Annotated in this window: 20 protein-coding genes, 8 tRNA genes and 1 rRNA gene (1 of these 29 cut by a window edge); 2 read left to right on the top strand and 27 right to left on the bottom strand. The window is 46.3% G+C overall.

The features are described from left to right. Nucleotides 1-42 precede the first annotated feature (42 nt). The 11 genes from NST85_RS00930 to NST85_RS00880 all read right to left on the bottom strand — a co-directional run bounded on the left by NST85_RS00930 (nucleotide 43) and on the right by NST85_RS00880 (nucleotide 10,250). Entirely contained in the window at nucleotides 43-990 is a 948-nt protein-coding gene (locus tag NST85_RS00930; protein ID WP_127193181.1) for a ribose-phosphate diphosphokinase, read from the bottom strand. A gap of 35 nt (nucleotides 991-1,025) precedes the next feature. Continuing rightward, nucleotides 1,026-1,853 carry a histidinol-phosphatase HisJ gene (hisJ, locus tag NST85_RS00925; RefSeq protein WP_127193180.1) on the bottom strand — a complete coding sequence of 276 codons (828 nt, stop codon included), beginning with the start codon at nucleotides 1,851-1,853 and terminating at the stop codon, nucleotides 1,026-1,028. 17 nt (nucleotides 1,854-1,870) lie between these two features. Further along, the gene (gene hisIE, locus NST85_RS00920) at nucleotides 1,871-2,581 is read right to left on the bottom strand and encodes a bifunctional phosphoribosyl-AMP cyclohydrolase/phosphoribosyl-ATP diphosphatase HisIE (protein WP_127193179.1); all 711 of its coding nucleotides are present in this window, start codon (nucleotides 2,579-2,581) and stop codon (nucleotides 1,871-1,873) included. Beyond that, nucleotides 2,578-3,336, bottom strand: coding sequence for an imidazole glycerol phosphate synthase subunit HisF (hisF, locus tag NST85_RS00915; RefSeq protein ID WP_127193178.1), 759 nt, complete (start codon nucleotides 3,334-3,336; stop codon nucleotides 2,578-2,580). The genes hisIE and hisF overlap by 4 nt, the downstream gene beginning before the upstream one ends. A gap of 22 nt (nucleotides 3,337-3,358) precedes the next feature. Beyond that, entirely contained in the window at nucleotides 3,359-4,105 is a 747-nt protein-coding gene (gene hisA, locus NST85_RS00910; protein ID WP_127193177.1) for a 1-(5-phosphoribosyl)-5-[(5-phosphoribosylamino)methylideneamino]imidazole-4-carboxamide isomerase, read from the bottom strand. A 233-nt stretch (nucleotides 4,106-4,338) separates the two neighbouring features. Then, a complete protein-coding gene (gene hisH, locus NST85_RS00905; RefSeq protein WP_341188274.1) occupies nucleotides 4,339-4,968 on the bottom strand; it encodes an imidazole glycerol phosphate synthase subunit HisH in 630 nt (209 codons plus the stop codon). Between the two features lie 3 nt (nucleotides 4,969-4,971). After that, on the bottom strand, nucleotides 4,972-5,583 hold the full coding sequence (gene hisB, locus NST85_RS00900; protein WP_127193175.1) for an imidazoleglycerol-phosphate dehydratase HisB: 612 nt from the start codon (nucleotides 5,581-5,583) through the stop codon (nucleotides 4,972-4,974). A 3-nt stretch (nucleotides 5,584-5,586) separates the two neighbouring features. Then, the gene (gene hisD, locus NST85_RS00895) at nucleotides 5,587-6,879 is read right to left on the bottom strand and encodes a histidinol dehydrogenase (protein WP_127193174.1); all 1,293 of its coding nucleotides are present in this window, start codon (nucleotides 6,877-6,879) and stop codon (nucleotides 5,587-5,589) included. Then, complete coding sequence (gene hisG, locus NST85_RS00890; RefSeq protein ID WP_127193173.1) at nucleotides 6,876-7,514, bottom strand: ATP phosphoribosyltransferase; 639 nt, start codon at nucleotides 7,512-7,514, stop codon at nucleotides 6,876-6,878. Before hisG ends, hisD begins: the two co-directional genes overlap by 4 nt. Nucleotides 7,515-7,517: 3 nt before the next feature. Further along, nucleotides 7,518-8,723: an ATP phosphoribosyltransferase regulatory subunit gene (locus NST85_RS00885; protein WP_341188273.1), complete on the bottom strand. Its 1,206-nt coding sequence runs from the start codon at nucleotides 8,721-8,723 to the stop codon at nucleotides 7,518-7,520. A 309-nt stretch (nucleotides 8,724-9,032) separates the two neighbouring features. Beyond that, nucleotides 9,033-10,250, bottom strand: coding sequence for an acyltransferase (locus tag NST85_RS00880; protein WP_341188272.1), 1,218 nt, complete (start codon nucleotides 10,248-10,250; stop codon nucleotides 9,033-9,035). A 293-nt stretch (nucleotides 10,251-10,543) separates the two neighbouring features. On the opposite strand from NST85_RS00880, the gene NST85_RS00875 reads away from it, so the two are divergent. Then, a complete protein-coding gene (locus NST85_RS00875) occupies nucleotides 10,544-11,071 on the top strand; it encodes a sigma-70 family RNA polymerase sigma factor (RefSeq protein WP_127193170.1) in 528 nt (175 codons plus the stop codon). Further along, nucleotides 11,064-12,446 (top strand): DUF4179 domain-containing protein, encoded by a 1,383-nt coding sequence (locus NST85_RS00870; RefSeq protein WP_127193169.1) that lies wholly within the window; start codon nucleotides 11,064-11,066, stop codon nucleotides 12,444-12,446. Before NST85_RS00875 ends, NST85_RS00870 begins: the two co-directional genes overlap by 8 nt. Before the next feature lie 79 nt (nucleotides 12,447-12,525). On the opposite strand, the gene NST85_RS00865 is transcribed toward NST85_RS00870, so the two are convergent. The 16 genes from NST85_RS00865 to NST85_RS00790 all read right to left on the bottom strand — a co-directional run. Beyond that, nucleotides 12,526-12,846: a carboxymuconolactone decarboxylase family protein gene (locus NST85_RS00865; protein ID WP_127193168.1), complete on the bottom strand. Its 321-nt coding sequence runs from the start codon at nucleotides 12,844-12,846 to the stop codon at nucleotides 12,526-12,528. 168 nt (nucleotides 12,847-13,014) lie between these two features. Continuing rightward, nucleotides 13,015-13,524 (bottom strand): acyltransferase, encoded by a 510-nt coding sequence (locus tag NST85_RS00860; protein WP_211350149.1) that lies wholly within the window; start codon nucleotides 13,522-13,524, stop codon nucleotides 13,015-13,017. Next, the gene (gene ppaX / locus NST85_RS00855; protein WP_127193166.1) at nucleotides 13,521-14,174 is read right to left on the bottom strand and encodes a pyrophosphatase PpaX; all 654 of its coding nucleotides are present in this window, start codon (nucleotides 14,172-14,174) and stop codon (nucleotides 13,521-13,523) included. The genes NST85_RS00860 and ppaX overlap by 4 nt, the downstream gene beginning before the upstream one ends. A gap of 8 nt (nucleotides 14,175-14,182) precedes the next feature. After that, nucleotides 14,183-15,205, bottom strand: coding sequence for a prolipoprotein diacylglyceryl transferase (gene lgt / locus NST85_RS00850; protein WP_127193165.1), 1,023 nt, complete (start codon nucleotides 15,203-15,205; stop codon nucleotides 14,183-14,185). Nucleotides 15,206-15,216: 11 nt separating this feature from the next. Further along, nucleotides 15,217-16,158: an HPr(Ser) kinase/phosphatase gene (gene hprK / locus NST85_RS00845; protein ID WP_127193164.1), complete on the bottom strand. Its 942-nt coding sequence runs from the start codon at nucleotides 16,156-16,158 to the stop codon at nucleotides 15,217-15,219. A 229-nt stretch (nucleotides 16,159-16,387) separates the two neighbouring features. Then, a complete protein-coding gene (locus NST85_RS00840) occupies nucleotides 16,388-17,506 on the bottom strand; it encodes an ABC transporter ATP-binding protein (protein ID WP_127193163.1) in 1,119 nt (372 codons plus the stop codon). A 124-nt stretch (nucleotides 17,507-17,630) separates the two neighbouring features. After that, nucleotides 17,631-18,632, bottom strand: coding sequence for a PucR family transcriptional regulator (locus NST85_RS00835; protein ID WP_341188271.1), 1,002 nt, complete (start codon nucleotides 18,630-18,632; stop codon nucleotides 17,631-17,633). A 204-nt stretch (nucleotides 18,633-18,836) separates the two neighbouring features. Beyond that, nucleotides 18,837-18,909: transfer RNA gene (locus tag NST85_RS00830), tRNA-Lys, on the bottom strand. A gap of 16 nt (nucleotides 18,910-18,925) precedes the next feature. Then, nucleotides 18,926-19,010, bottom strand: a tRNA-Tyr gene (locus tag NST85_RS00825). Between the two features lie 45 nt (nucleotides 19,011-19,055). Further along, a tRNA-Phe gene (locus tag NST85_RS00820) sits at nucleotides 19,056-19,128 on the bottom strand. Between the two features lie 80 nt (nucleotides 19,129-19,208). Then, a tRNA-Asp gene (locus tag NST85_RS00815) sits at nucleotides 19,209-19,285 on the bottom strand. 30 nt (nucleotides 19,286-19,315) lie between these two features. After that, nucleotides 19,316-19,391: transfer RNA gene (locus NST85_RS00810), tRNA-Thr, on the bottom strand. Nucleotides 19,392-19,430: 39 nt separating this feature from the next. Further along, nucleotides 19,431-19,506: transfer RNA gene (locus NST85_RS00805), tRNA-Val, on the bottom strand. 9 nt (nucleotides 19,507-19,515) lie between these two features. Next, a tRNA-Met gene (locus NST85_RS00800) sits at nucleotides 19,516-19,592 on the bottom strand. Between the two features lie 46 nt (nucleotides 19,593-19,638). Beyond that, nucleotides 19,639-19,730, bottom strand: a tRNA-Ser gene (locus NST85_RS00795). A gap of 105 nt (nucleotides 19,731-19,835) precedes the next feature. Next, nucleotides 19,836-21,720: ribosomal RNA gene (locus tag NST85_RS00790) — 23S ribosomal RNA — on the bottom strand; it runs 1,047 nt beyond the window's last position.

The following is a 21,720-nucleotide window of genomic DNA, read 5'->3' as shown; positions in this document are numbered from 1 at the left end:
TTATTATACCTACTCATCGCCAATCCAGATTACAAATCCAGGTTAAATCCCACGGTCCTTAAACAGTGCTGCGATAGATCCGCCCTCCATAATAAACTGCGTAGCCTGTGCCAGCATAGGCGCAACAGACAATACTTTAAATCTGGAGGCATGAATTTCTGGCAGTGCAATGGAGTCCGTAGTGACGACTTCCCGAATATTCGGATGATCCAGTCTCTCAAGAGCATCACCGGAGAATAACCCATGTGTCGCACAGACGAATGAATCCTCTGCTCCCCGCTCTTTAAGTGCCTCGACCACATTGATGATTGTCGATCCCGTATCAATGAGATCTTCAATAATAATCGGTGTATGGCCCTCCACATCCCCAATGACATGCGTGATGGAAGACTCGTTATGAGCAGTACGCTTCTTGATCATGATGGCAAATGGAGAATCCAGACCACTCGCGAGCTTCTCAGCCATAGAGGCCCTTCCTGCGTCGGGTGATACTACTACGGGATTTCTGATATCCTTGGATTTCAAATAATCCGTCATTAAGTCGAGCGCAGTGAGATGATCCACAGGGATATTAAAGAACCCCTGGATGGCCGGAGCATGCAAATCAATCGTTACCACCCGGCTTGCGCCTGCGGTTGTCAGCACATCGGCTAGCAATTTTGCCGAAATGGGCTCCCTTGGAGCAGACTTTCGCTCCTGACGAGCGTATCCGTAATAGGGCATAATAATGTTGACTGTTCGGGCTGAGGCTCGTTTTGCAGCGTCAATCATGACCAGTAGCTCCACAAATAGCTCATTGATCGGATGAGAGAGTGACTGCACAATGAACACATCGGAATTCCGAATGCTTTCCTCATAATGCACGTAAATCTCTCCACTTTTAAAGCGTGACAGCGTAACTTGCCCCGGCTCTACACCTAACGTCCTACAAATTTGCCCTACTAACTTCGGATTCGATGAGCCGGAAAAGATTCGCAGCTTGGATTCCATAACATCCTCCCAGGATTGCATAGTAAGTTTCATTATCAGTTATTTACGAGTGGAATCATAATCCGTTTCCGTCCTTGGAAAGTAGCTAGCTCAGTTACCCCAATTTCAAGCAGCGTTTGGCGAGCTACATCCAAGTTATCACCCAGTTTCAGCGGATCATGGGCATCTGAACCCACGGTAAGTGGGATTCTAAGTTCTAACGCTGATTCGAGGATTCGCCGGCTAGGAAAGGCCTCTGCACAAGGCTTAGACCATCCCGAAGCATTCAGTTCCATCGCTACACCTGCCCCAGCGATCGTCGACAGCACGCCCTGCTCCAACTGAATAACTTCGTTATCCCGCACCGGATCTGGCTTTTGACCGAAACGTTTGATCACATCCAAATGCCCCATAATGTCGTAGAACCCAGTCTTTGCAGCTTTTTGTACGGCATTATAATACCGTTCATACACTGCAAAAATGTCCTGACCTTCCCAATTATGTACTTGGCGGAAGTCAGAAACATCCCATTCTCCCAAGAAATGAACGGATCCGATCACATAATCCCATGGATAGCCTTGTACGATGGCTTCAATTTCAGCTTCCCAGCCCTCGATATAATCGCCTTCCAAACCTAGTCTCACTTCGATTTGGCCACGATACTTCTCCTTCAGTTCCAGAACTTCCTCCACATAGCGTGGTAGTTCCTCTTTGGCCATCGCCATTTCTGGATAATATGTAGCTGGATCGACATGTAGCAATGGCATATGGTCCGACAAGCCGATTTGAGACAAGCCGATCTCTATTCCACGGCGCACATAATCCTCCAGATTGCCCACGGCATGCCCGCAGCGTGCATGGTGAGTATGATAGTCGATTAGCATCGTTTCTTCACCTCGTCCTAATCACGGCGCGGACGTTCATGACGCCGCTCCAGTTCCTGCATGATTTCGTCCAATGATAATCCCCGTTCTCTCAGCAATACAAGCAAGTGATAGATCAAATCACTTACCTCATACCGAAGTTCGTCATTATCCCCATTTTTAGCCGCAATAATGGACTCAGCGGTCTCTTCGCCCACTTTTTTGAGAATCTTATCAAGACCTTTTTCAAATAAATAGGTCGTATAAGCCCCTTCTGGACGACTTTCATAACGCTCTGCAATCAGTTGCTCCAGTTCAGTAAGCACCGCGAAACGGTCGCTTTGACGTGGGGCATCTTCAGTAGTCGAAGTTTGGGCTGACCCTTGCTCACCCGCTGTTGCCACCGTACGAAAAAAACAACTCTCAGCGCCCGTATGACAAGCAGGTCCTTTGCGATCTACTAGGAATAACAGTGTATCTCCATCGCAATCATAACGCATCGAAATGATCTGCTGCGTGTTACCTGAAGTTGCGCCCTTGTTCCAAAGTTCCGCGCGGGATCTGCTCCAGAACCAAGTTTGCCCTGTTTCAACGGATTTGCCCAGCGATTCACGATTCACGTAAGCAAGCGTAAGTACCTCTTTGGTATCCACATCCTGTACTATTGCCGGAACCAGACCGTTCTCATCCCATTTAATACTGTCCGCAAGATCTGCGAGCGGAAGTGATAGCTCTAATGACTGACTCATCGTATCTCCACCCCTTTTAATTTTAAACCTTGTTTCAGGTCGGGTATCGCAATCTCTTTATAATGAAAAATAGTCGCTGCCAAAGCGGCATCTGCCTGACCCTCTGTAAATACGTCGTAAAAGTCTGACGTTTTCCCCGCTCCGCCGGAAGCGATGACTGGAATTCCTATGGTACTGCTTACCGCCTTTGTCAGTGGAAGATCAAAACCATCCTTGGTACCATCGGCGTCCATGCTCGTTAGGAGTATCTCTCCTGCCCCACGGGATTCCGCATCTTTTACCCAAGCGAGAGCACGAATGCCTGTTGGTTTACGACCTCCATGTGTATATACTTCCCATTCGCCCCATATCTCATTGTATTTAGCATCAACGGCTACTACAATGCACTGGGAACCAAACCGACGTGCTCCGTCACTAATCAGATCAGGATTGAGTACAGCAGCCGTGTTAATGCCAATCTTATCTGCTCCTGCACGTAGGATACGTTTCATATCATCCACTTGAGAAATGCCTCCGCCTACTGTGAAGGGAATTGCAATTTCTCCTGCTGTTTGTTTCACAACTTCAATCATCGTCGCACGGCCCTCATTTGAAGCCGAGATGTCGAGAAAGACAAGTTCATCTGCACCTTCTTGGTCATACAGCGCTGCCAGTTCCACCGGATCGCCAGCGTCACGTAGATTGACAAAGTTCACGCCTTTCACAACCCGCCCATCCTTCACATCCAAACAGGGGATAATTCGCTTAGCCAGCACGGTCATCGACTTCCTTTCATCTCTAAAGTAGAGATTTATTATTTATCGCGAGAAGAGCCTGAGCAAGATCAATACTTCCTGTATAAAGGGCTTTGCCCACGATGGCCCCACCTACGCCCTGATCCGCATGCGCTGCTAGACTTAGCAGATCATCTTGAACAGTAACGCCACCAGAGGCGATAACCGTTCTACCTGATGCTTTGGCAAGCGAGACAATGGCCTCCACATTAGGTCCTTGCATCATACCGTCACGAGAAATATCGGTGAAGATAAACGTCTCAGCCCCCTTCGCAGCAAGCTGTTTAGCTAACTCCTCCGCCTGAACCTCGGAGGTCTCGAGCCAACCACGTGTGGCAACGAAGCCGTTCCGGGCATCAATACCTATGGCTACTTTATCGCCGTAAGTACCAAGTACAGCTTCGGTAAACTCGCGGTCTTCAATTGCCGCCGTTCCAATAATAACCCGACTAACGCCGAGAGATAGCAGTCTCTTCACGTCCTCCAGAGTCCGTAAACCACCGCCCACTTGTACAGGAACCTGCACGCTACGGGCAATTTGACCAATTAGTTCATCATTAACAGGATGACCAGCTTTGGCTCCGTCCAGATCAACTAAGTGGATAAAGCTCCCGCCTTGGACTTCCCAGGATTTAGCCACTTCTAGTGGATTTTCATTATAGACCGTCTCACGGCCATAGTCGCCCTGAACAAGACGAACGCATTTTCCTCCCCGGATATCAATTGCAGGGTAGATTACGAATGAAGACATAGTTTGTTTCCTCCGCTCAAATTAATCAAAATTTATCTGTAGATGACCGCTACGCGGACGGATTGTCCTTACGATCGCTGTTGCCTCCAAATTTTTTTGAATACGTCACTGTTAACAGTGAAAATTCGGAGGCAAAGGCGACCGCTTCTCTTCTTCAGGACAATTCCGCCCTCTCCGCTACGATCTGCATATATCTTCTACTGTCAGAAAACACTATTTACTCTTTCAGCTAATCAGCTCCGCTCCTTACGTCCCTCAGCGAGGGAGAGGAAGTTACCGAGCAGCGCCATGCCAAGCTCGCTACTCTTCTCGGGATGGAACTGCATGCCGTACACATTGTCACGGCCTACAATAGCCGTCACCGGATGGCCGTAATCGGTCACGGCCAGCAGATCATCCCCGCGCTCTGGCAGTACATGATAGGAATGGACAAAGTATACGTGTCCTTCCGTAAGCCCTGCCAGAAGCGGACTATCCGGCTGCTTAAACTCCAGCCGGTTCCAGCCCATATGCGGCACCTTATAGTTGCCGCCTTGAAACCGTACTACACGGCCCGGTAGAATACCGAGGCCCGTGTTGCGGCCATGCTCTTCACTCTCGTCGAAGAGCAGCTGCATACCAAGGCAAATGCCAAGCAGCGGCTTGCCACTTGCCGCGGCCTTCCGCACCACCGCGTCCAATCCGGTTTCGCGCAGATGTTCCATCGCATCGCCGAAGGCGCCCACGCCTGGCAATATGACGCCATCCGCCTCCAGAATCACCCGCTCATCGCCAGTCACAATACCTTCAAACCCCAAACGTTCGACGGCTTTGCCAACGCTGTGCAAATTGCCCATTCCGTAATCAACGATGGCTATGCCCACGATCTATAGCACTCCCTTCGTCGACGGCACACCGCTTACACGCGGATCAATACTCGTCGCTTCATCGAGCGCTCTTCCTAGCGCCTTAAATACCGCTTCGACCATGTGATGCGTGTTCTGACCGTAATGTACAATCACATGGAGCGTAATCCGTGCTTCAAGCGCTAACTTCCAGAGGAATTCATGGACAAGCTGTACATCAAAGCTGCCTACCCGGTCCGATGGATATTCTGCACGGTATTCAAAGTGAGGACGGTTACTAACATCTATCACTACCTGAGCCAGCGCTTCATCCATCGGGACAAAGACACTCGCATAACGTTTTATTCCTCTTTTGTCACCCAATGCTTCGCGCAAAGTCTGCCCGAGACAAATCCCGATATCCTCAACTGTATGGTGATCGTCAATTTCTATATCCCCATGCGCCTCAACTGACAGGTCAAATTGGCCATGCTTCGTAAACAGATCAAGCATATGATTCAGAAACGGTACATCCGTTTCGAGTGAAGACTTCCCTGTACCATCTACCGCAAATTGAAGTTTGATATCTGTCTCATTCGTTTTACGGTTAACACTTGCACTACGTCCCTTTACTTCCTCATTACTTGCTGTCATTGCCTATTCCACCTTTCCTTCTTTGCGAAGCCGAATTTCTATTGCTCGGGCGTGACCTTCCAGCCCTTCTTTTCGTGCTAGCTCCATAATGGTCTCACCGTTCTCCAGCAACGCTTGCTTACTGTAATAGATCACACTTGATTTCTTAATGAAATCATCTACATCCACCGGCGATGAGAAACGCGCCGTTCCATTGGTCGGAATAATGTGATTAGGTCCGGCAAAATAATCCCCTACGGGCTCTGAACTATAGGGACCGAGGAATATTGCTCCCGCATTCTGAATCATGCCGAGATAACCCATAGGATTCTCCACAATTAACTCAAAATGCTCTGGTGCCAATCGGTTAATGACATCGATGCCTTCTTCAATCGAATTCACAAGGAGAATAACCCCGTAATTTTCAATCGACGCCCCCGCAATTACCTTCCGCGGTAGCTCCGCCAGTTGTTGTTCCACTTCTCTTTGACAAGCCTTAGCAAAATCCGGTGAGGTTGTTACCAAGATGGCAGATGCCATCTCATCATGTTCTGCTTGGGATAACAGATCCGCTGCCACGTAGGCAGGATCCGCAACATCATCAGCTAAAATAGCAATTTCACTAGGTCCGGCGATACTATCGATGTCCACTACCCCGTATACTTCACGTTTCGCTAGAGCGACGTAGATATTACCTGGACCGCAGATTTTGTCCACGGGAGTAATACTCTCCGTGCCGTAAGCGAGCGCCGCGATGGCTTGCGCCCCGCCGACACGGTAAATCTCATTGACTCCGGCTTCCGCCGCAGCTACTAGTATGTAGGGGTCAATTCCCTCTTGCCCACCTGTTGCTGGTGGTGTCACCATTACAATCTCCGGCACACCAGCTACCTGTGCTGGAATTACATTCATTAGTACAGAGGAAGGATATGCAGCCTTCCCTCCAGGAACATATACACCGACCCGTTTAAGAGGACGAATAATTTGTCCTAGTAAACTGCCGTCAGGTTGCACATCCATCCAAGAATTTCGTTTCTGTCTAGAGTGAAAAGCCCGAATGTTAACCGCTGCAGCCGCTATCGCAGTCACAAATGATGGTTCCACACGTTCATAAGCTGCCTTAAGCTCCTCCTGCGTTACCCGTAGCGCCCCTGCTTCCAGCTTTGTTCCATCAAATTTCTCCGTAAAACGCAGTAGGGCAGCGTCACCCTCTTGCTTCACAGCCGCCACAATATGTTTAACAGCTTCATTCTGCTCAGGAGATCCGTACTCTACTTCCCGACGCAAATCATAATCCTGTGCCGCAACTATTCTCATCCCTGCACGCCTCCTTGAATCACACGGCTTAGTGCATCGCAAACCGCTTGAATTTCTGCGTTCTTCATCCTATAACTTACACGGTTGGCAACCAACCGACTCGTAATTTCAAAAATGCTCTCCATTTCCACTAAACCATTCTCCCGCAGGGTCTGGCCAGTCTCCACCATATCAACGATCCGATCAGCTAATCCAATTAATGGCGCAAGCTCAATGGATCCATTCAGCTTAATAACCTCAACCTGCTGACCTTGTTCGCGAAAATATTGTGAAGCCACATTGGGATACTTCGTCGCCACGCGCTGATGTATGCCGGGCTCCCAATCTGGCAGAGCGATGACTGACATACGACAACGGGCAATTCCCAAGTCAAGCAGTTCATATACATCTCGGTTCTCTTCCATGAGTACGTCTTTACCGACAATGCCGATATCTGCAACTCCATATTCCACATAGGTTGGCACATCGACCGGTTTGGCCATAATAAATTCCATACCAATCTCCGGAAGTGAGATGACCAGTTTACGGGATTCATCGACATCCACTGGAATTTGTAGACCTGCCGCGCGAAATAATTCCGCAGCTTTTTTATAAATACGCCCTTTTGGCATAGCTACTTTAATAATTTCTCCCAAGGTTCAGTCCCCCTCAACAAAACTGACTATCTCGCCGTAAGCTGGTCCCAATGGCCCTTTACGTTTACCCTTACCCGCGGTATCACAGATCAGGTCGTCAGGTCCATCGCTATGCTTCATCACAACACTACGACCTTCACTCCGTAATCTCTTCGCCTCAGCAAAAGCTTCTTTGCGATGGGCAACATCGTATTGCAGAAGAATCGGTAGCGCTGGTTCAACCTGAATTCCATTTACACCGTCTAAGATCCGATTCGTCTTTAGTGAGAAGCCCGTTGCCGGCGCTGGACGCCCGAACTGCTGTAATAATTTATTATAACGACCGCCACTACATACTGGGAAGCCGAGTTCAGCCGCATAACCTTCAAATGTCATTCCTGTATAGTAAGAAAAATCTCCGATCATGGTAAGGTCGATCATTACATGCTGAGCAACGCCGTAATCCTCTAATGCGTCCCAAACTTGACTAAGATGTTCTACCGACGCCTGAGCGAGCGGATTCTGACTTAGTTCTCGCGCTTGAGAGCAGATCTCTTTGCCTCCACGAAGCCTCAGGATCCCTTCCAGTTCATCCCGCTGTTCCGCAGCAAGGGATAGTTGCGCCAGTGTTTCGCGGTAACCCACATAATCGCGATGTAGTAGACCTTCCTTGAGTGCCTCCCGAACATCTTCCCTTCCCGGAACCGCATCTTCCAGAAGCCCATTCAGAAATCCCACATGTCCCAGCGCGATTTTGAATGAAGTCACTCCAGCAGCCTGCAACGAAGCAACGGCAAGTGCTACGACCTCGGCATCCGCCTCTGGTGAATCATCTCCAACAAGCTCCACCCCGGTTTGAAAAAATTCAGCTTCCCGCCCTGCTTCTTCTTCAATGGCCCGAAATACATTCGCATGATAAGACAGGCGAAGTGGTAGTGGCTCCTCCCGCAATAGAGAAGATACAACCCGAGCAATTGGAGTCGTCATATCCGAACGTAGAACCATCGAGGTTCCCCGGTTGTTAAGCAACTTGAACAACTTATGGTCCGATGTAGAGCTTGCCACGCCTACCGTTTCATAATATTCCATTGTTGGGGTCATAATTTGACGGTATCCCCAGCCCGCCATACAATCTAGCACACTGCGCTCAATCGCCCGAAGTTTCTCCACTGCATAAGGAAGATAGTCACGAACGCCGGACGGTTTTTCAAATCCTTTGGGTTTCGACAAGACCTTCACCTCTCAAATTCACTTTATCATATTAAAGTGCTACCATACTACCTAATTAAAGAATATGGGATATCTTATCATACTTTTTCCTGAATCGTCAACGCACCAAAGCTTGCTTGTTACCCATAATATGTACTCAAATAAATCGACTATTTACGATAGTACTATTAGTATAGTGGTAAAATCTGCACATGTCATGAGTGCGTCTTTATTAGTGGAAATTAAGTATGTCATGGTGCTATCCGTATATGGAAAGTATCCATTTCTACGAGAAAAAACCGACTTGATATCCAAGTCGGCGATTAAACGTTACATATTAGCTTGAGCTGGTTGGTTGTGATCTGAGTTCTTTCCGGTAGGGCTTTTCTTCTTTCTTAAAGAGGCAGGAATACTTCCTAGGAATAGAGATGCGAACGGCAGTCTCTTGAAACAGAACTGTACGAAAATCCATGAGATGATTAGAGCACAAAGTGATCCACCAACAATAAAGGGAAAATATCGCAAAGACTCACCAGGAAGATAGATATGATTTCTTATCTTACGATAATATAACAGCACAACAGGATGAAATAAATAAATGGCAAAAGACACCTCACCCATACGAGTAAAAAGTTTAACCCAAAATGCTGGAGCCTTACGGTGAATTATAAAGGCAGCCTTCATGAGCACAATAGCTGAGAACAATGTATGAACGTTCCACAGTAATTCAAACCAGAACGTATTCGGTCTGCTCAGACCCAAACGATAGGAGTACCACAATTGAACATGAACGAAGGCAATAATTAACCAACTAGACCACAAAACTACCGTATACAACTTGTAGTTCTTCGACATCTCTTTCCAATCCGTCTTCAGCCAGCCCTTAATCTGCTCGAAGTAGATAGCAAACGCCGCACCCATCATGTAATAAGCCATGTAGGATAAAGCGTAGCTCCCTTTATTCGGAAGATGTAATTGATATTTGTTCAAGAATACGAAACCCCATTGCAGCGCAAGCCCAAGCGGCAGGATAAGGGCCAACAACACCTTATGCTTACGGAATGACTGGAACAACCATAGCAATAACGGAAATAGAATGTAGAATTGGATACTAATAAATACGAAATATAAATGGGTATACGCTGTACCCGTTAACAACTTCAAGCCGAGCGTCTGTAAATGCTCCAGAATCGGCGTCGAGCCTAGAATACCACGTTCATGTGCGAGCACGATGTAATAGCAACAAGAGACTAATATATACGGCAATATGATGTACGTTAACCGTTTCTTGTAGAATCTACGAACCAGCGCACCATTTACCGGTTGATCGAAATAATTATAGAATAAAACAAAACTACTGAGAAAAATAAAAGAAGGCGTGCCGACCTTAAAGAAAATATTCATCCAATTATAGAAATAAAAAATCGGTGAATTTAACGCTTGCTCCGCAGCCGCAAACGAAGAGGAATGGACCTGAATAACACAAAAGATAGCAAACGCCCGAAACAGGTCTAATTGTGGCAAACGTTCCTTCACAATCCGACTCACTATACCAGCTCCCTGCTGTTAATTTACAACACAAATATTATCTCCTATAAATTGGGGAATTGTCCACCTTAGACCCTACAACTCTTATTCAAAATTGAACGCTATGTGAAAAAAATTAATATTACATAACAATAAAAAACCGTTTGCTTCCCCCCGCCGTCTTTATATGTAAAGAGTGAATAGATTCTACTATGTTGTACTTATCTCGATAATTTGGCGCCAAGTTAGTTACCTTAGAGTTACCTATCAGTTATCTTTTCAACTACGGTTTACACGGAAAGGAGCCCGTACAAATGATAGAGAAAGGATGGGCTGCCGCTGCATGCAGGGGAGACGAAGATGCCTTTTACCAATTGATATCGATACATAAGAGGAAATTGTTTGGCATCGCCTACAGCTATTTAAGAAATGAAGCCGACGCCTTAGAAGTAGTACAAGAGACGGTATGCCGTGCCTGGAGTAAATGTACTCAGCTTAAAGACCCCGATTCCTTTATGCCTTGGCTTATTCGAATTCTTATTAACTGCAGCATAGATGAACAGAAACGTCGTAGAAGAATTACTCCTGAAGTGTCGATGGATACAACAACAGGTACTGCGGAAATGATCAGTGTGGTGCGTATGGACTTAGAAATGGCTCTGGAGCAAATGAAACCGAAGTACCGTCATGTGCTCATGTTGAAATACTATCAGGACATGACACTTACGGATATCGCAAAAGTCCTTGACCGTCCCGAGGGTACCATCAAAACTTGGCTGCATCAAGGGTTGAAGCAAATTCGGAAACAGATGGACTGGGGAGGTGAACGGTATTATGGCTGAGCGTGAAGAAATCGATTTGATCCAGTTATATGAGAACAGTAAACTGGCCGAGAAGCTTGTAGATGTGAGTAAATTGGACATCGCACTACGGAGCGGAATGGAGAGTGGACGAATGAAACGAAGAAGTTCTTCTCTTAGACGAAGATGGGTAATCCCTGCAGGGGCTCTAGCCTGTTGTTTATTGTTGATCCTAGTTTTGCAAATTCGAGGTTCGATACATTCCCAAGATAAAGATGTTCTTGGAAGTCATATGGATATCCCAGACTATGTGACCTCTATGTTTACACCAGAAATGAAGGAAGCCGCAGATCACGGATTATACCAACCTTTGAATCAAACTGTTACACATGGCGCCTTAAAGGTGACCATTGACGGTGTTCTCGCTGATAGCCGGACCATGGTCGTATTCTATACTTCGGAGAATCTACCTGCTAACGTGCCGATTCATACAAACAACGCCAGTTTTGTTGATGCCGAAGGCAACTATTTGGAGGCTGGGATTCAATTCTCGGATCCACTGAAGAATCCCCCTGGAAGTCCAACCAACTTTGAGCACGGTTACTATACACTCGAGTTCTATAATGGCCATACTCCTGAGCAATTCACATTTTCCGGGAAGTGGGGCATGGGCGAGCAATCAGACGACAAACGAGTACAATTTGATATCCCTGTCACGTTAGATTCCAGTCTTTATGCTGACTTAGAACAGACTTCAGAGATAAACCAAAAGGCTTCCATAGGCGACCATGAGATCACGATCACAGAAGCAACGATAAGACCACTTAGCACGGAAATCCAACTGCAGTATAACGAGGTCCCTAATAAAAAAATACAAAACTACTTCGCTCCCCAGCTAAATATAAAGGGTCAAGATGGAGACCGGATTATAGATTCAACAGGCTCAACCACTAGCTCAGTTAACGGGAGAGCCCTTATCTCTTCGATGTATTTTAGAAGCCTATATTACACTAGCTTAGACGAGTTAACTTTTCAATTCTCCGGTATTGAAGAATCCATCGGTAGTAATTTGAAGCTCGTTATCGACACGGAGGCTAAGAAATTAATTAGCGTACCTGATTCCTCGGTGCAATTTGTTGATGTTACCGCAGGCAAAGACTCAACTGAGCTCCAATTAAAAGTATTTCGAGACTCTGAATATGGCTCTTCATTATACTTAAGCTACGAATTTACGGATGCTGATGGGATGACACATACATTTCAAGCTGGACGTTCTGGAATTGGTTTTGCCGGTGACGATTTTGAAACGATAACCTATCGCTTAAAACAAGAAAGCTACCCGCAACCACTAACATTTGATATCACAACGTATCCAGGCAAAATAATTAAAGAGAATGTCAGTATCAAACTTAAGTAACCGGAGAATGTAGTTAACCGCTAAACGTGAAAAAGAACGGATCGTCCACCTCGGAACGATCCGTTCTTCAATTTAATCATTATATTTCATCATAGGCTTTGATAGCTACTGGTAGGCTTTGAATAACTGTATTACCAACCGCGGGAAGTCCCACCAATATAGCGCTGATAATTTCCTCTCGCGTTGCTCCAAGCGACTTGGCGTGTTTCACATGGAAGGAAAGACCACTTTCCATCCTCGTAGCTGCAAGAACAGCTATATAGGCCAGTTCTTCCGTTTTGGGATCGAGTTTGCTGCTCGCACCCAATCTCTTCACAGTTTCCATCCAGATTTGCTGTTGTTCGGGTGCTTCTTTGATAAAGGTATGAAATGCATTACTAACGTTGGACATGTCACTCATTTCAAGGACTCCTTTAATGGATTAATGACTTCAATATTATCATTTCGCTATCAACGCAGGAATCGCCTTCTTAAGTAATACCCTTTATCTCCAAAACCGTCGAACTTCACCTTTTTTATGGAGCACTGCATGAATGGTTTTCTCTCGATTAAAAGACAAAAAGGCCACCTATAAATTAGATGACCTCTCTTCCTGACTGTGGCGCTCCAGAACGCGTAGTGGATTACCACCCACAAACGTACCCGCTGCCACATCCTTATGCACAATAGAGCCTGCTGCGATCACCGCGCCGTCCCCTATCGTTATCCCCGGTAAAATTGTAGTATTGGCTCCAATCATCACTTCCGAGCCAATATTCACTTCGCCAAGCCGATACTCCTTGATCAGATACTCGTGTGCAAGAATCGTTGTATTATAACCAATCACCGAATTACGACCAATCGTAATCAACTCAGGAAAAAATACATCGACCATCACCATCAGGCCGAAGGCGGTATGATCTCCAACCTTCATGCCTAAGATATGACGGTAAATCCAGTTTTTCAGTGACAACACCGGGCAATAACGTGCAATCTGGATAAAGATGAAATTCTTTACACCCTTCCAAGGACTCACTGTACGGTACAATTGCCACAATGCGTTTGGACCTTCAACTGGATAACGCCGCATATTTCTCACTTTTTCTCTGGCTCCCATCCCAACACATCGTATATATCAGTCATGTCATTTAGGATATAATCCGGGTCGTACTTCTGCAGTACTTCCACACCCTTAAGCGACCAAGCCACTGCGACCGACTTCACGCCAGCTGCATTCGCTGATTGTATATCTGCCGCGCTGTCACCTACCATAAGCGTGCGCTGCGGATCAGCCTTCAATCTTTCTAGCGCCGTTAAAACCGGTTCAGGATGAGGCTTCGGATGTTCAACATCATTTACAGTGACAATAGTGTCCATATACTCTAACAACCCGAACATTTCTAACGCCTTCAAAGTAGAAGGTCTAATCTTCGTCGTCACCACGCCGAGCTTGATACCTCGTTCATGCAAAGCTGCTATTACTTCTTTAACATGCGGAAATTCCTTGACCATATTATCATGATGTATAGCGTTATGTGCACGATAGTCAACGACCATTTCCGCGACGTCATCATTCCCCGTAAAAATCTGTAGCTGTTGCTCCAAAGTCATCCCCATATGCGGAATAATCTGTTCCCTAGTGAATGACTGTGACATGTGCTTATCCAGAACATGTTGGAAGCTCGAAATGATTAATTCATTCGTATTAATAATCGTTCCATCAAGATCAAATAACACTGTATCTATCATTTATATCTTTACTCCTTCTTTTCTGTCTCATCTAGATGATCTGCCATCGTACCCTTTGCTGGTGTAGTGCCCTTCTCCTGTGAAGCCGCAGCAGGTAGACTGTCTACCTCACTAATCTTCGTGGAAACAATCGGATCACTGTAATACGGCAGATTCGCAATCAATTTGCGTCTCAGCACCATTGCCACAATTGCTCCAATAACGATTAATATAGGCAATAATTGAGATATTCTTATATTTCCGTAAGATGGATCCAGTGCCCCCTGCTCGAAGCCGAACCAAGTCATTGGAGACCATAACCCATTAATAAATGAGGCTAGCCACGCAGGACCTTGGAACGCCAAGCTGTCTGTACGCAGTGCTTCGATGAAGAAGCGACCGATGGAGTAGAGAATGAAGTAAGAGAAGAATAACTCTCCTGAACGTAGGAATTTAGCTCTTCTAAGAATAAAGAGCAGAATTAGAACTCCCAGACTCCACACAGATTCATACAGGAACGTTGGATGATGGAGAACGCCATCTATATACATCTGATCGATGATAAATGAAGGCAAATGCAATCGATCTCTAAGGAAGGTCAGCGTAGTCTCGCCGCCATAGGCTTCTTGGTTAACAAAGTTACCCCAGCGACCAATCATCTGACCGACGATGAGGCCCGGTGCACAAATATCTGCAATACGCCAGAAATTATATCCCCTACGACGAACTAAGATGACCGCACATATAATCGCACCGATTAAGGCGCCATAAATAGCGATACCACCTTCCCATATTGCAAATACCTTCCATAAATCATTCTTATATTGATCCCATGTAAAGGCAACATAATAAATTCTAGCGGCTACAATTGCGGAAGGAGCACCGAATAGCAGCACATCCATGAAAAACTCCGAAGGAATACCGAAACGTTTCCCCTCACGAATCGCAAGCAGCAATCCTACTAATGCTCCGGCTCCCAGTATCAAACCATACCAACGTACACTCAAACTACCAATTGAGAAAACAATCGGATTTAATAACAAAGTGCCCATTATTCACGCTCCTAATCCAAATCATCTACATCTTCTGCAATTGTCTCCGTCAGCTTCGTAGTAAATTGTAGTGCGGCATTATATCCCATCCGTTTGAGACGGAAATTCATTGCGGCTACTTCGATAATAACAGCAAGGTTTCGTCCAGGACGGACAGGAATCGTTGCTAGTGGCACATCTGTATCAATAATCCGAGTGGTCTCTTCATCAAGTCCAAGGCGGTCATATTGCTTCTCTTGCTGCCATGCTTCAAGCTTCACAACTAGAGAGATCCGTTTGTTGTTACGGATTGCACCTGCCCCAAAGAGTGTCATTACATTTATGATACCGACTCCACGAATTTCTAGCAAATGCCGAATCAACTCCGGCGCTGTACCATGTAACTGGTTGTCCGAAGTCTGGCGAATTTCTACTGCATCATCGGCAATGAGACGATGACTACGCTTAACCAATTCCAGTGCTGTTTCACTTTTCCCGATCCCGCTGGTTCCGGTAATAAGCATACCCACCCCGTACACATCAACTAGTACACCGTGAATGGTCGCCGTAGGAGCCAGTTTCCGCTCCAGGAAGCTCGTAATCCGGCTGGACAGAATCGTGGTTGCCATACTACTGCGTAGAATTGGAATGTTGTTCTTCTTACTGATTTCAATCAGTTCGTCAGGAACCTCCCATGATCTCGTTACAATAATACACGGTGTCTCCTCATTACTACATAAACGCTCCATCCGATCCTTACGTTGATCAGGTGGAAGCATTTCAATGAAGGCAAGCTCCGTCTTCCCTAAGATCTGTACACGTTCAGGTGGATGATACTCAAAGTAACCGGCCATTTCCAGACCTGGTCTATATAGATCATCTACTGTAATCGGCCGTTTCAGGCCCTCTTCTCCAGAGACAACCTCTAGTCCGAATTGGTTAACCATTTCTGACACTTTCACTTTTTTAACCATGATGTTCTCCCTTTCTCATCTGGTCATCCAGATCACGAAGCGACGAATTGAGCTCTCTCGTCCTAGCTCCTGAATGAGCCTGCGAATATTATGTAAATATGTGTTCCATACCCATACTTTAATTCAATGTAATCATCGTAAATGAAAATGCCTCTTAAATCAATCACGGGTGCTATTTCTAATACAAAAAAACCGCCCCGAAGGGCGGTTTCGGATTAATCGTTACCGATTAATTGTAGAATACATTCAATTCAGTCTCTTTATCAAAGACATGGACTTTGTTCATGTCGATAGCTAATTTCACGCTATCACCTTCACGAGTGTTGGAACGTCCATCTACACGAGCGATCAATGGAGTTGCATTGTTCAAGTACAATAGCATTTCATGACCAAGATTTTCAGTCACATCAACAGTTGTTGTGAAGATGCTGTTAGGGGAACCTTCCAAGAAGATTGGCTCTTCATGAATATCTTCAGGGCGAATACCCATGATAACTTCTTTACCACCAAGGTATCCTTTTTCTTTCAGGATAGTAGCTTTGCCTTGTGGGATTTCAACTTTGAAACGATCGGATTGGAAGTAAACCGCTCCGCCTTGTTCTACAATAGAACCAGTTACAAAGTTCATAGTAGGGGATCCAATGAATCCAGCTACGAAAATGTTTTGTGGTTGGTTGTACAACTCTTCAGGAGATGCAACTTGTTGAATAAAGCCATCTTGCATAACAACGATGCGATCACCCATCGTCATAGCTTCTGTTTGGTCATGCGTTACGTAGATACAAGTAGTTTCCAAACGTTTAACCAGCTTCGTGATTTCAGCACGCATTTGTCCACGAAGTTTAGCATCCAAGTTTGAAAGTGGCTCATCCATAAGGAAGACTTGTGGATCGCGGACAATCGCGCGTCCCAAGGCAACACGTTGACGTTGACCACCGGAAAGTGCTTTTGGTTTACGATCAAGCAAGTGAGTGATATCGAGAATTTTCGCAGCATCGCGAACGCGTTGATCGATTTCTTCTTTCTTCACTTTACGTAGTTTCAAACCAAATGCCATGTTTTGATATACGTTCATATGTGGGTACAAAGCGTATGATTGGAATACCATCGCGATGTCACGGTCTTTAGGAGCTACATCATTAACGACACGGTCGCCAATGTACAATTTACCTTCAGAAATTTCTTCAAGACCAGCGATCATACGAAGAGTTGTGGATTTACCGCAACCGGAAGGACCAACCAATACTAGAAATTCCTTGTCTTGAATATCAAGATTGATATCTACTACTGTTGCTTTGTCTGATCCTGCATATTTCTTGTAAATGTGTTCTAAGCGTACGCCTGCCATGTGTTTTTCCTCCTAGGAATAATTATTGTAAGTTTCAATGACTTAAATGTAATCGGATACAATTTCTATATTTATATTAACCTATGGAGCCTAAACACCGCCATACACAAACTGCACAAAAAAATTAAGTCCTTTTCGTAACTTTGTACAGCAACAGCCCAAGCTTAACTAAAACCGCATCCTGAAACGTTCTTACATCAAGTCCTGTCTCTTGTTTGAACTTGTCCATCCGATATATTAATGTATTGCGATGAACGTAAAGTCGCTTAGCCGTCTCACTCATATTGCAATCTAGTTGAAAAAAAGTTTCGAGCGTTGTCCGCGTCTCCTCATCCTTCAACACACTTAAGTGAATACCATTCTCTTCAATAAACTGTGAACGTTGGATTTCAGGAATGCTATATATCAAACGCTCCAATTGCAGTTCCCAAGGCAAATAAATATGCTCTGTCACATAGAACATCCGGCCTAGTAGCAGTGTCTCGCTCAGTGACACAACAGAACCAACAATCAATTCATCACTTGTCACAAGGTCACCCACAGCCAAATAAAAGCCGCCACCGACCCATTCATTCGTTATCAGTTCATACAATCCCTGACACAATTCGCCAAGCATTTCACGTTCTGCCGACATACCTTCCTTACTCTCTTCACGGAGATCCTCCAGCAATTCCTCACTCACCAGGATCAACCAGTCTTCTTTGAGCGGAAGTAACACAATATCTCCACCAAAATAACTGCGCAGTAATTTATTCAACTTCGAGAATTGAATCACGAGTCCCAAGCTTTTCTCTCCACTTAGCAAAAAGGGAAGCATAGGTACTTTCAAAAGAGGCTTTACTGCCATTCTATCTGGAACTGGACATCCCAGTTCCTTACGCTCCACTCGTTCCTGTATCCATTCACCGAGCTCGATACTTCGGAGTTCATCCTCCCGCTTGGAAGGCACCAACGGTTTCGCACCCTCATTTGCCGCAGTAAGCAGCAATTCGATTAGTTGCACTTCCCTATCCGTCAGCTGCGTAACTTCAGACCGGGTGACCTGAACGGCAGAGGAATGTTTCTTCAGTGATAACGGAGCCCCGATAATATTCTCAACCTGTTGCTTCAGCAAGTTTATATCCATAGCGGGTTGCCTTTCCTTCTAATCAATTTTTGTTGGCTTTAACTTAGCTTATTGTATCACATCAAAGCGATAATTTAATTTTCTCATGTTGCTAAGCCCATCCCTAATAATGAACAATTTGTGATCCAACTACACATCAGACAAGGTTCCGCTCTTTGATAACACAAAAATGCCGTCAATCCTAAGGATTAACGGCATTTGAGATGAGCCATGAAGGACTCGAACCTTCGACACCCTGATTAAAAGTCAGGTGCTCTACCAACTGAGCTAATGGCTCGTACTAAAAATAAAAATGGTGGAGGCTGATGGATTCGAACCACCGAACTCGAAGAGAGCAGATTTACAGTCTGCCGTGTTTAGCCACTTCACTAAGCCTCCAGGTTGTATGCCCAATCAAATCTCAATGATTTGAAAGACATAAAGTGGCTCGGGACGGAATCGAACCGCCGACACGAGGATTTTCAGTCCTCTGCTCTACCGACTGAGCTACCGAGCCATATAAAATTGTCCAAAAAAATAAAGTGGAGCAGTGTTAGCCTTCCCACTTTCTTGTGGAAACATGTGTTTTAATAAAAATGGCGGAGCCGACGGGATTCGAACCCGCGGTCTCCTGCGTGACAGGCAGGCATGTTAGGCCTCTACACCACGGCTCCGCAGTAATACGTGTAGAATGTTGTAAAAAATGGTGCCGGCGAGAGGACTTGAACCCCCAACCTACTGATTACAAGTCAGTTGCTCTACCAGTTGAGCTACACCGGCAAGTGTAAGATCTTCATTAAATATGAAGTAATGTAATAATGGTGGAGGCTGAGGGGTTCGAACCCCCGACCCTCTGCTTGTAAGGCAGATGCTCTCCCAGCTGAGCTAAGCCTCCAGGGAAATATGGTAGCGGCGAAGGGGATCGAACCCCCGACCTCACGGGTATGAACCGTACGCTCTAGCCAGCTGAGCTACACCGCCACATTAAGAAATACATATTTTCTTTAAAACAATAAGCTTGTACTAATGGCGGAGAGAGAGGGATTCGAACCCTCGCACCGCTTACGCAGTCTAACCCCTTAGCAGAGGGTCCCCTTATAGCCACTTGGGTATCTCTCCAAGCTATAATTTCAAGGCTTAATCCTTGAAAACCGGATACGAAACAAAATTGTGTGTAAGTGTGTGTACACCCGTATGTCTGCGAAGATGAATCTTCGTAACATGTAGGATAAGCCCTCGACCGATTAGTACTTGTCAGCTCCATACATTACTGTACTTCCACCTCAAGCCTATCAACCTCGTCGTCTTCAAGGGGTCTTACTAATTGGGAAATCTCATCTTGAGGGGGGCTTCACGCTTAGATGCTTTCAGCGCTTATCCCTTCCGCACGTAGCTACCCAGCTATGCTCCTGGCGGAACAACTGGTACACCAGCGGTGCGTCCATCCCGGTCCTCTCGTACTAAGGACAGCTCCTCTCAAATTTCCTACGCCCACGACAGATAGGGACCGAACTGTCTCACGACGTTCTGAACCCAGCTCGCGTACCGCTTTAATGGGCGAACAGCCCAACCCTTGGGACCTACTTCAGCCCCAGGATGCGATGAGCCGACATCGAGGTGCCAAACCTCCCCGTCGATGTGGACTCTTGGGGGAGATAAGCCTGTTATCCCCAGGGTAGCTTTTATCCGTTGAGCGATGGCCCTTCCATGCGGTACCACCGGATCACTAAGCCCGACTTTCGTCCCTGCTCGACTTGTCAGTCTCGCAGTCAAGCTCCCTTTTGCCTTTGCACTCTTCGAATGATTTCCAACCATTCTGAGGGAACCTTTGGGCGCCTCCGTTACACTTTAGGAGGCGACCGCCCCAGTCAAACTGCCCACCTGACACTGTCCCCGAACCGGGTCACGGTCCTAGGTTAGAACTCCGATACGATCAGGGTGGTATCCCAACATTGCCTCCATAGAAGCTGGCGCTCCTACTTCTTAGGCTCCCACCTATCCTGTACAAATCGTATCAAAGTCCAATATCAAGCTGCAGTAAAGCTCCATGGGGTCTTTCCGTCTTGTCGCGGGTAACCTGCATCTTCACAGGTATTAAAATTTCACCGGATCTCTCGTTGAGACAGCGCCCAAGTCGTTACGCCATTCGTGCGGGTCAGAATTTACCTGACAAGGAATTTCGCTACCTTAGGACCGTTATAGTTACGGCCGCCGTTTACTGGGGCTTCGGTTCATAGCTTCGCTTTGCAGCTAACCACTCCCCTTAACCTTCCAGCACCGGGCAGGCGTCAGCCCGTATACTTCGCCTTACGGCTTCGCACAGACCTGTGTTTTTGCTAAACAGTCGCTTGGGCCTTTTCACTGCGGCCCCCTCGTGCTATTCACACTACCGGGGCACCCCTTCTCCCGAAGTTACGGGGTCATTTTGCCGAGTTCCTTAACGAGAGTTCTTCCGCGCGCCTTAGAATTCTCTTCTCGCCTACCTGTGTCGGTTTGCGGTACGGGCACCTTCTCCTGGTTAGAGGCTTTTCTTGGCAGTCTGAGATCATGACCTTCGCTACTATAAATTTTCGCTCCCCATCACAGCCCAGCCTTTAGTGTGCGGATTTGCCTACACACAAGCCTCACTGCTTAGACGGACACATCCATCAGTCCGCGTCACTACCCTACTGCGTCACCCCATTACTCATAACGGATTACGGTGGTACAGGAATTTCTACCTGTTGTCCTTCGACTACGCCTTTCGGCCTCGCCTTAGGTCCCGACTTACCCTGAGTGGACGAGCCTTCCTCAGGAACCCTTAGGCTTTCGGCGGATCAGATTCTCACTGATCTTTTCGTTACTTATACCGGCATTCTCACTTGTATACTCTCCAGCACTCCTTACGGTATACCTTCAACGTATATACAACGCTCCCCTACCCCTGATACTAATGTATCAAGCCATAGCTTCGGTGGTGTGTTTAGCCCCGTTACATTTTCGGCGCAGAGTCACTCGACCAGTGAGCTATTACGCACTCTTTAAATGGTGGCTGCTTCTAAGCCAACATCCTGGTTGTCTGTGCAACTCCACATCCTTTCCCACTTAACACACACTTGGGGACCTTAGC

The organism is Paenibacillus sp. FSL K6-2524, from assembly GCF_038005525.1.
Classification (GTDB): Bacteria; Bacillota; Bacilli; order Paenibacillales; family Paenibacillaceae; genus Fontibacillus; species Fontibacillus anaericanus.
The sequence above is the reverse complement of the archived record's forward strand: the minus strand, read 5'-3'. Positions and strand labels throughout refer to the sequence as shown.

Excerpts from the sequence above, each read along its gene's own strand:
- NST85_RS00930 (WP_127193181.1), bottom strand. The coding sequence starts at position 990 with ATGGAATCCAAGCTGCGAATCTTTTCCGGCTCATCGAATCCGAAGTTA.
- hisJ (WP_127193180.1), bottom strand. The coding sequence starts at position 1,853 with ATGCTAATCGACTATCATACTCACCATGCACGCTGCGGGCATGCCGTG.
- hisIE (WP_127193179.1), bottom strand. The coding sequence starts at position 2,581 with ATGAGTCAGTCATTAGAGCTATCACTTCCGCTCGCAGATCTTGCGGAC.
- hisA (WP_127193177.1), bottom strand. The coding sequence starts at position 4,105 with ATGTCTTCATTCGTAATCTACCCTGCAATTGATATCCGGGGAGGAAAA.
- hisB (WP_127193175.1), bottom strand. The coding sequence starts at position 5,583 with ATGACAGCAAGTAATGAGGAAGTAAAGGGACGTAGTGCAAGTGTTAAC.
- hisD (WP_127193174.1), bottom strand. The coding sequence starts at position 6,879 with ATGAGAATAGTTGCGGCACAGGATTATGATTTGCGTCGGGAAGTAGAG.
- NST85_RS00875 (WP_127193170.1), top strand. The coding sequence starts at position 10,544 with ATGATAGAGAAAGGATGGGCTGCCGCTGCATGCAGGGGAGACGAAGAT.
- NST85_RS00870 (WP_127193169.1), top strand. The coding sequence starts at position 11,064 with ATGGCTGAGCGTGAAGAAATCGATTTGATCCAGTTATATGAGAACAGT.
- NST85_RS00865 (WP_127193168.1), bottom strand. The coding sequence starts at position 12,846 with ATGAGTGACATGTCCAACGTTAGTAATGCATTTCATACCTTTATCAAA.
- ppaX (WP_127193166.1), bottom strand. The coding sequence starts at position 14,174 with ATGATAGATACAGTGTTATTTGATCTTGATGGAACGATTATTAATACG.
- lgt (WP_127193165.1), bottom strand. The coding sequence starts at position 15,205 with ATGGGCACTTTGTTATTAAATCCGATTGTTTTCTCAATTGGTAGTTTG.
- hprK (WP_127193164.1), bottom strand. The coding sequence starts at position 16,158 with ATGGTTAAAAAAGTGAAAGTGTCAGAAATGGTTAACCAATTCGGACTA.
- NST85_RS00840 (WP_127193163.1), bottom strand. The coding sequence starts at position 17,506 with ATGGCAGGCGTACGCTTAGAACACATTTACAAGAAATATGCAGGATCA.
- NST85_RS00835 (WP_341188271.1), bottom strand. The coding sequence starts at position 18,632 with ATGGATATAAACTTGCTGAAGCAACAGGTTGAGAATATTATCGGGGCT.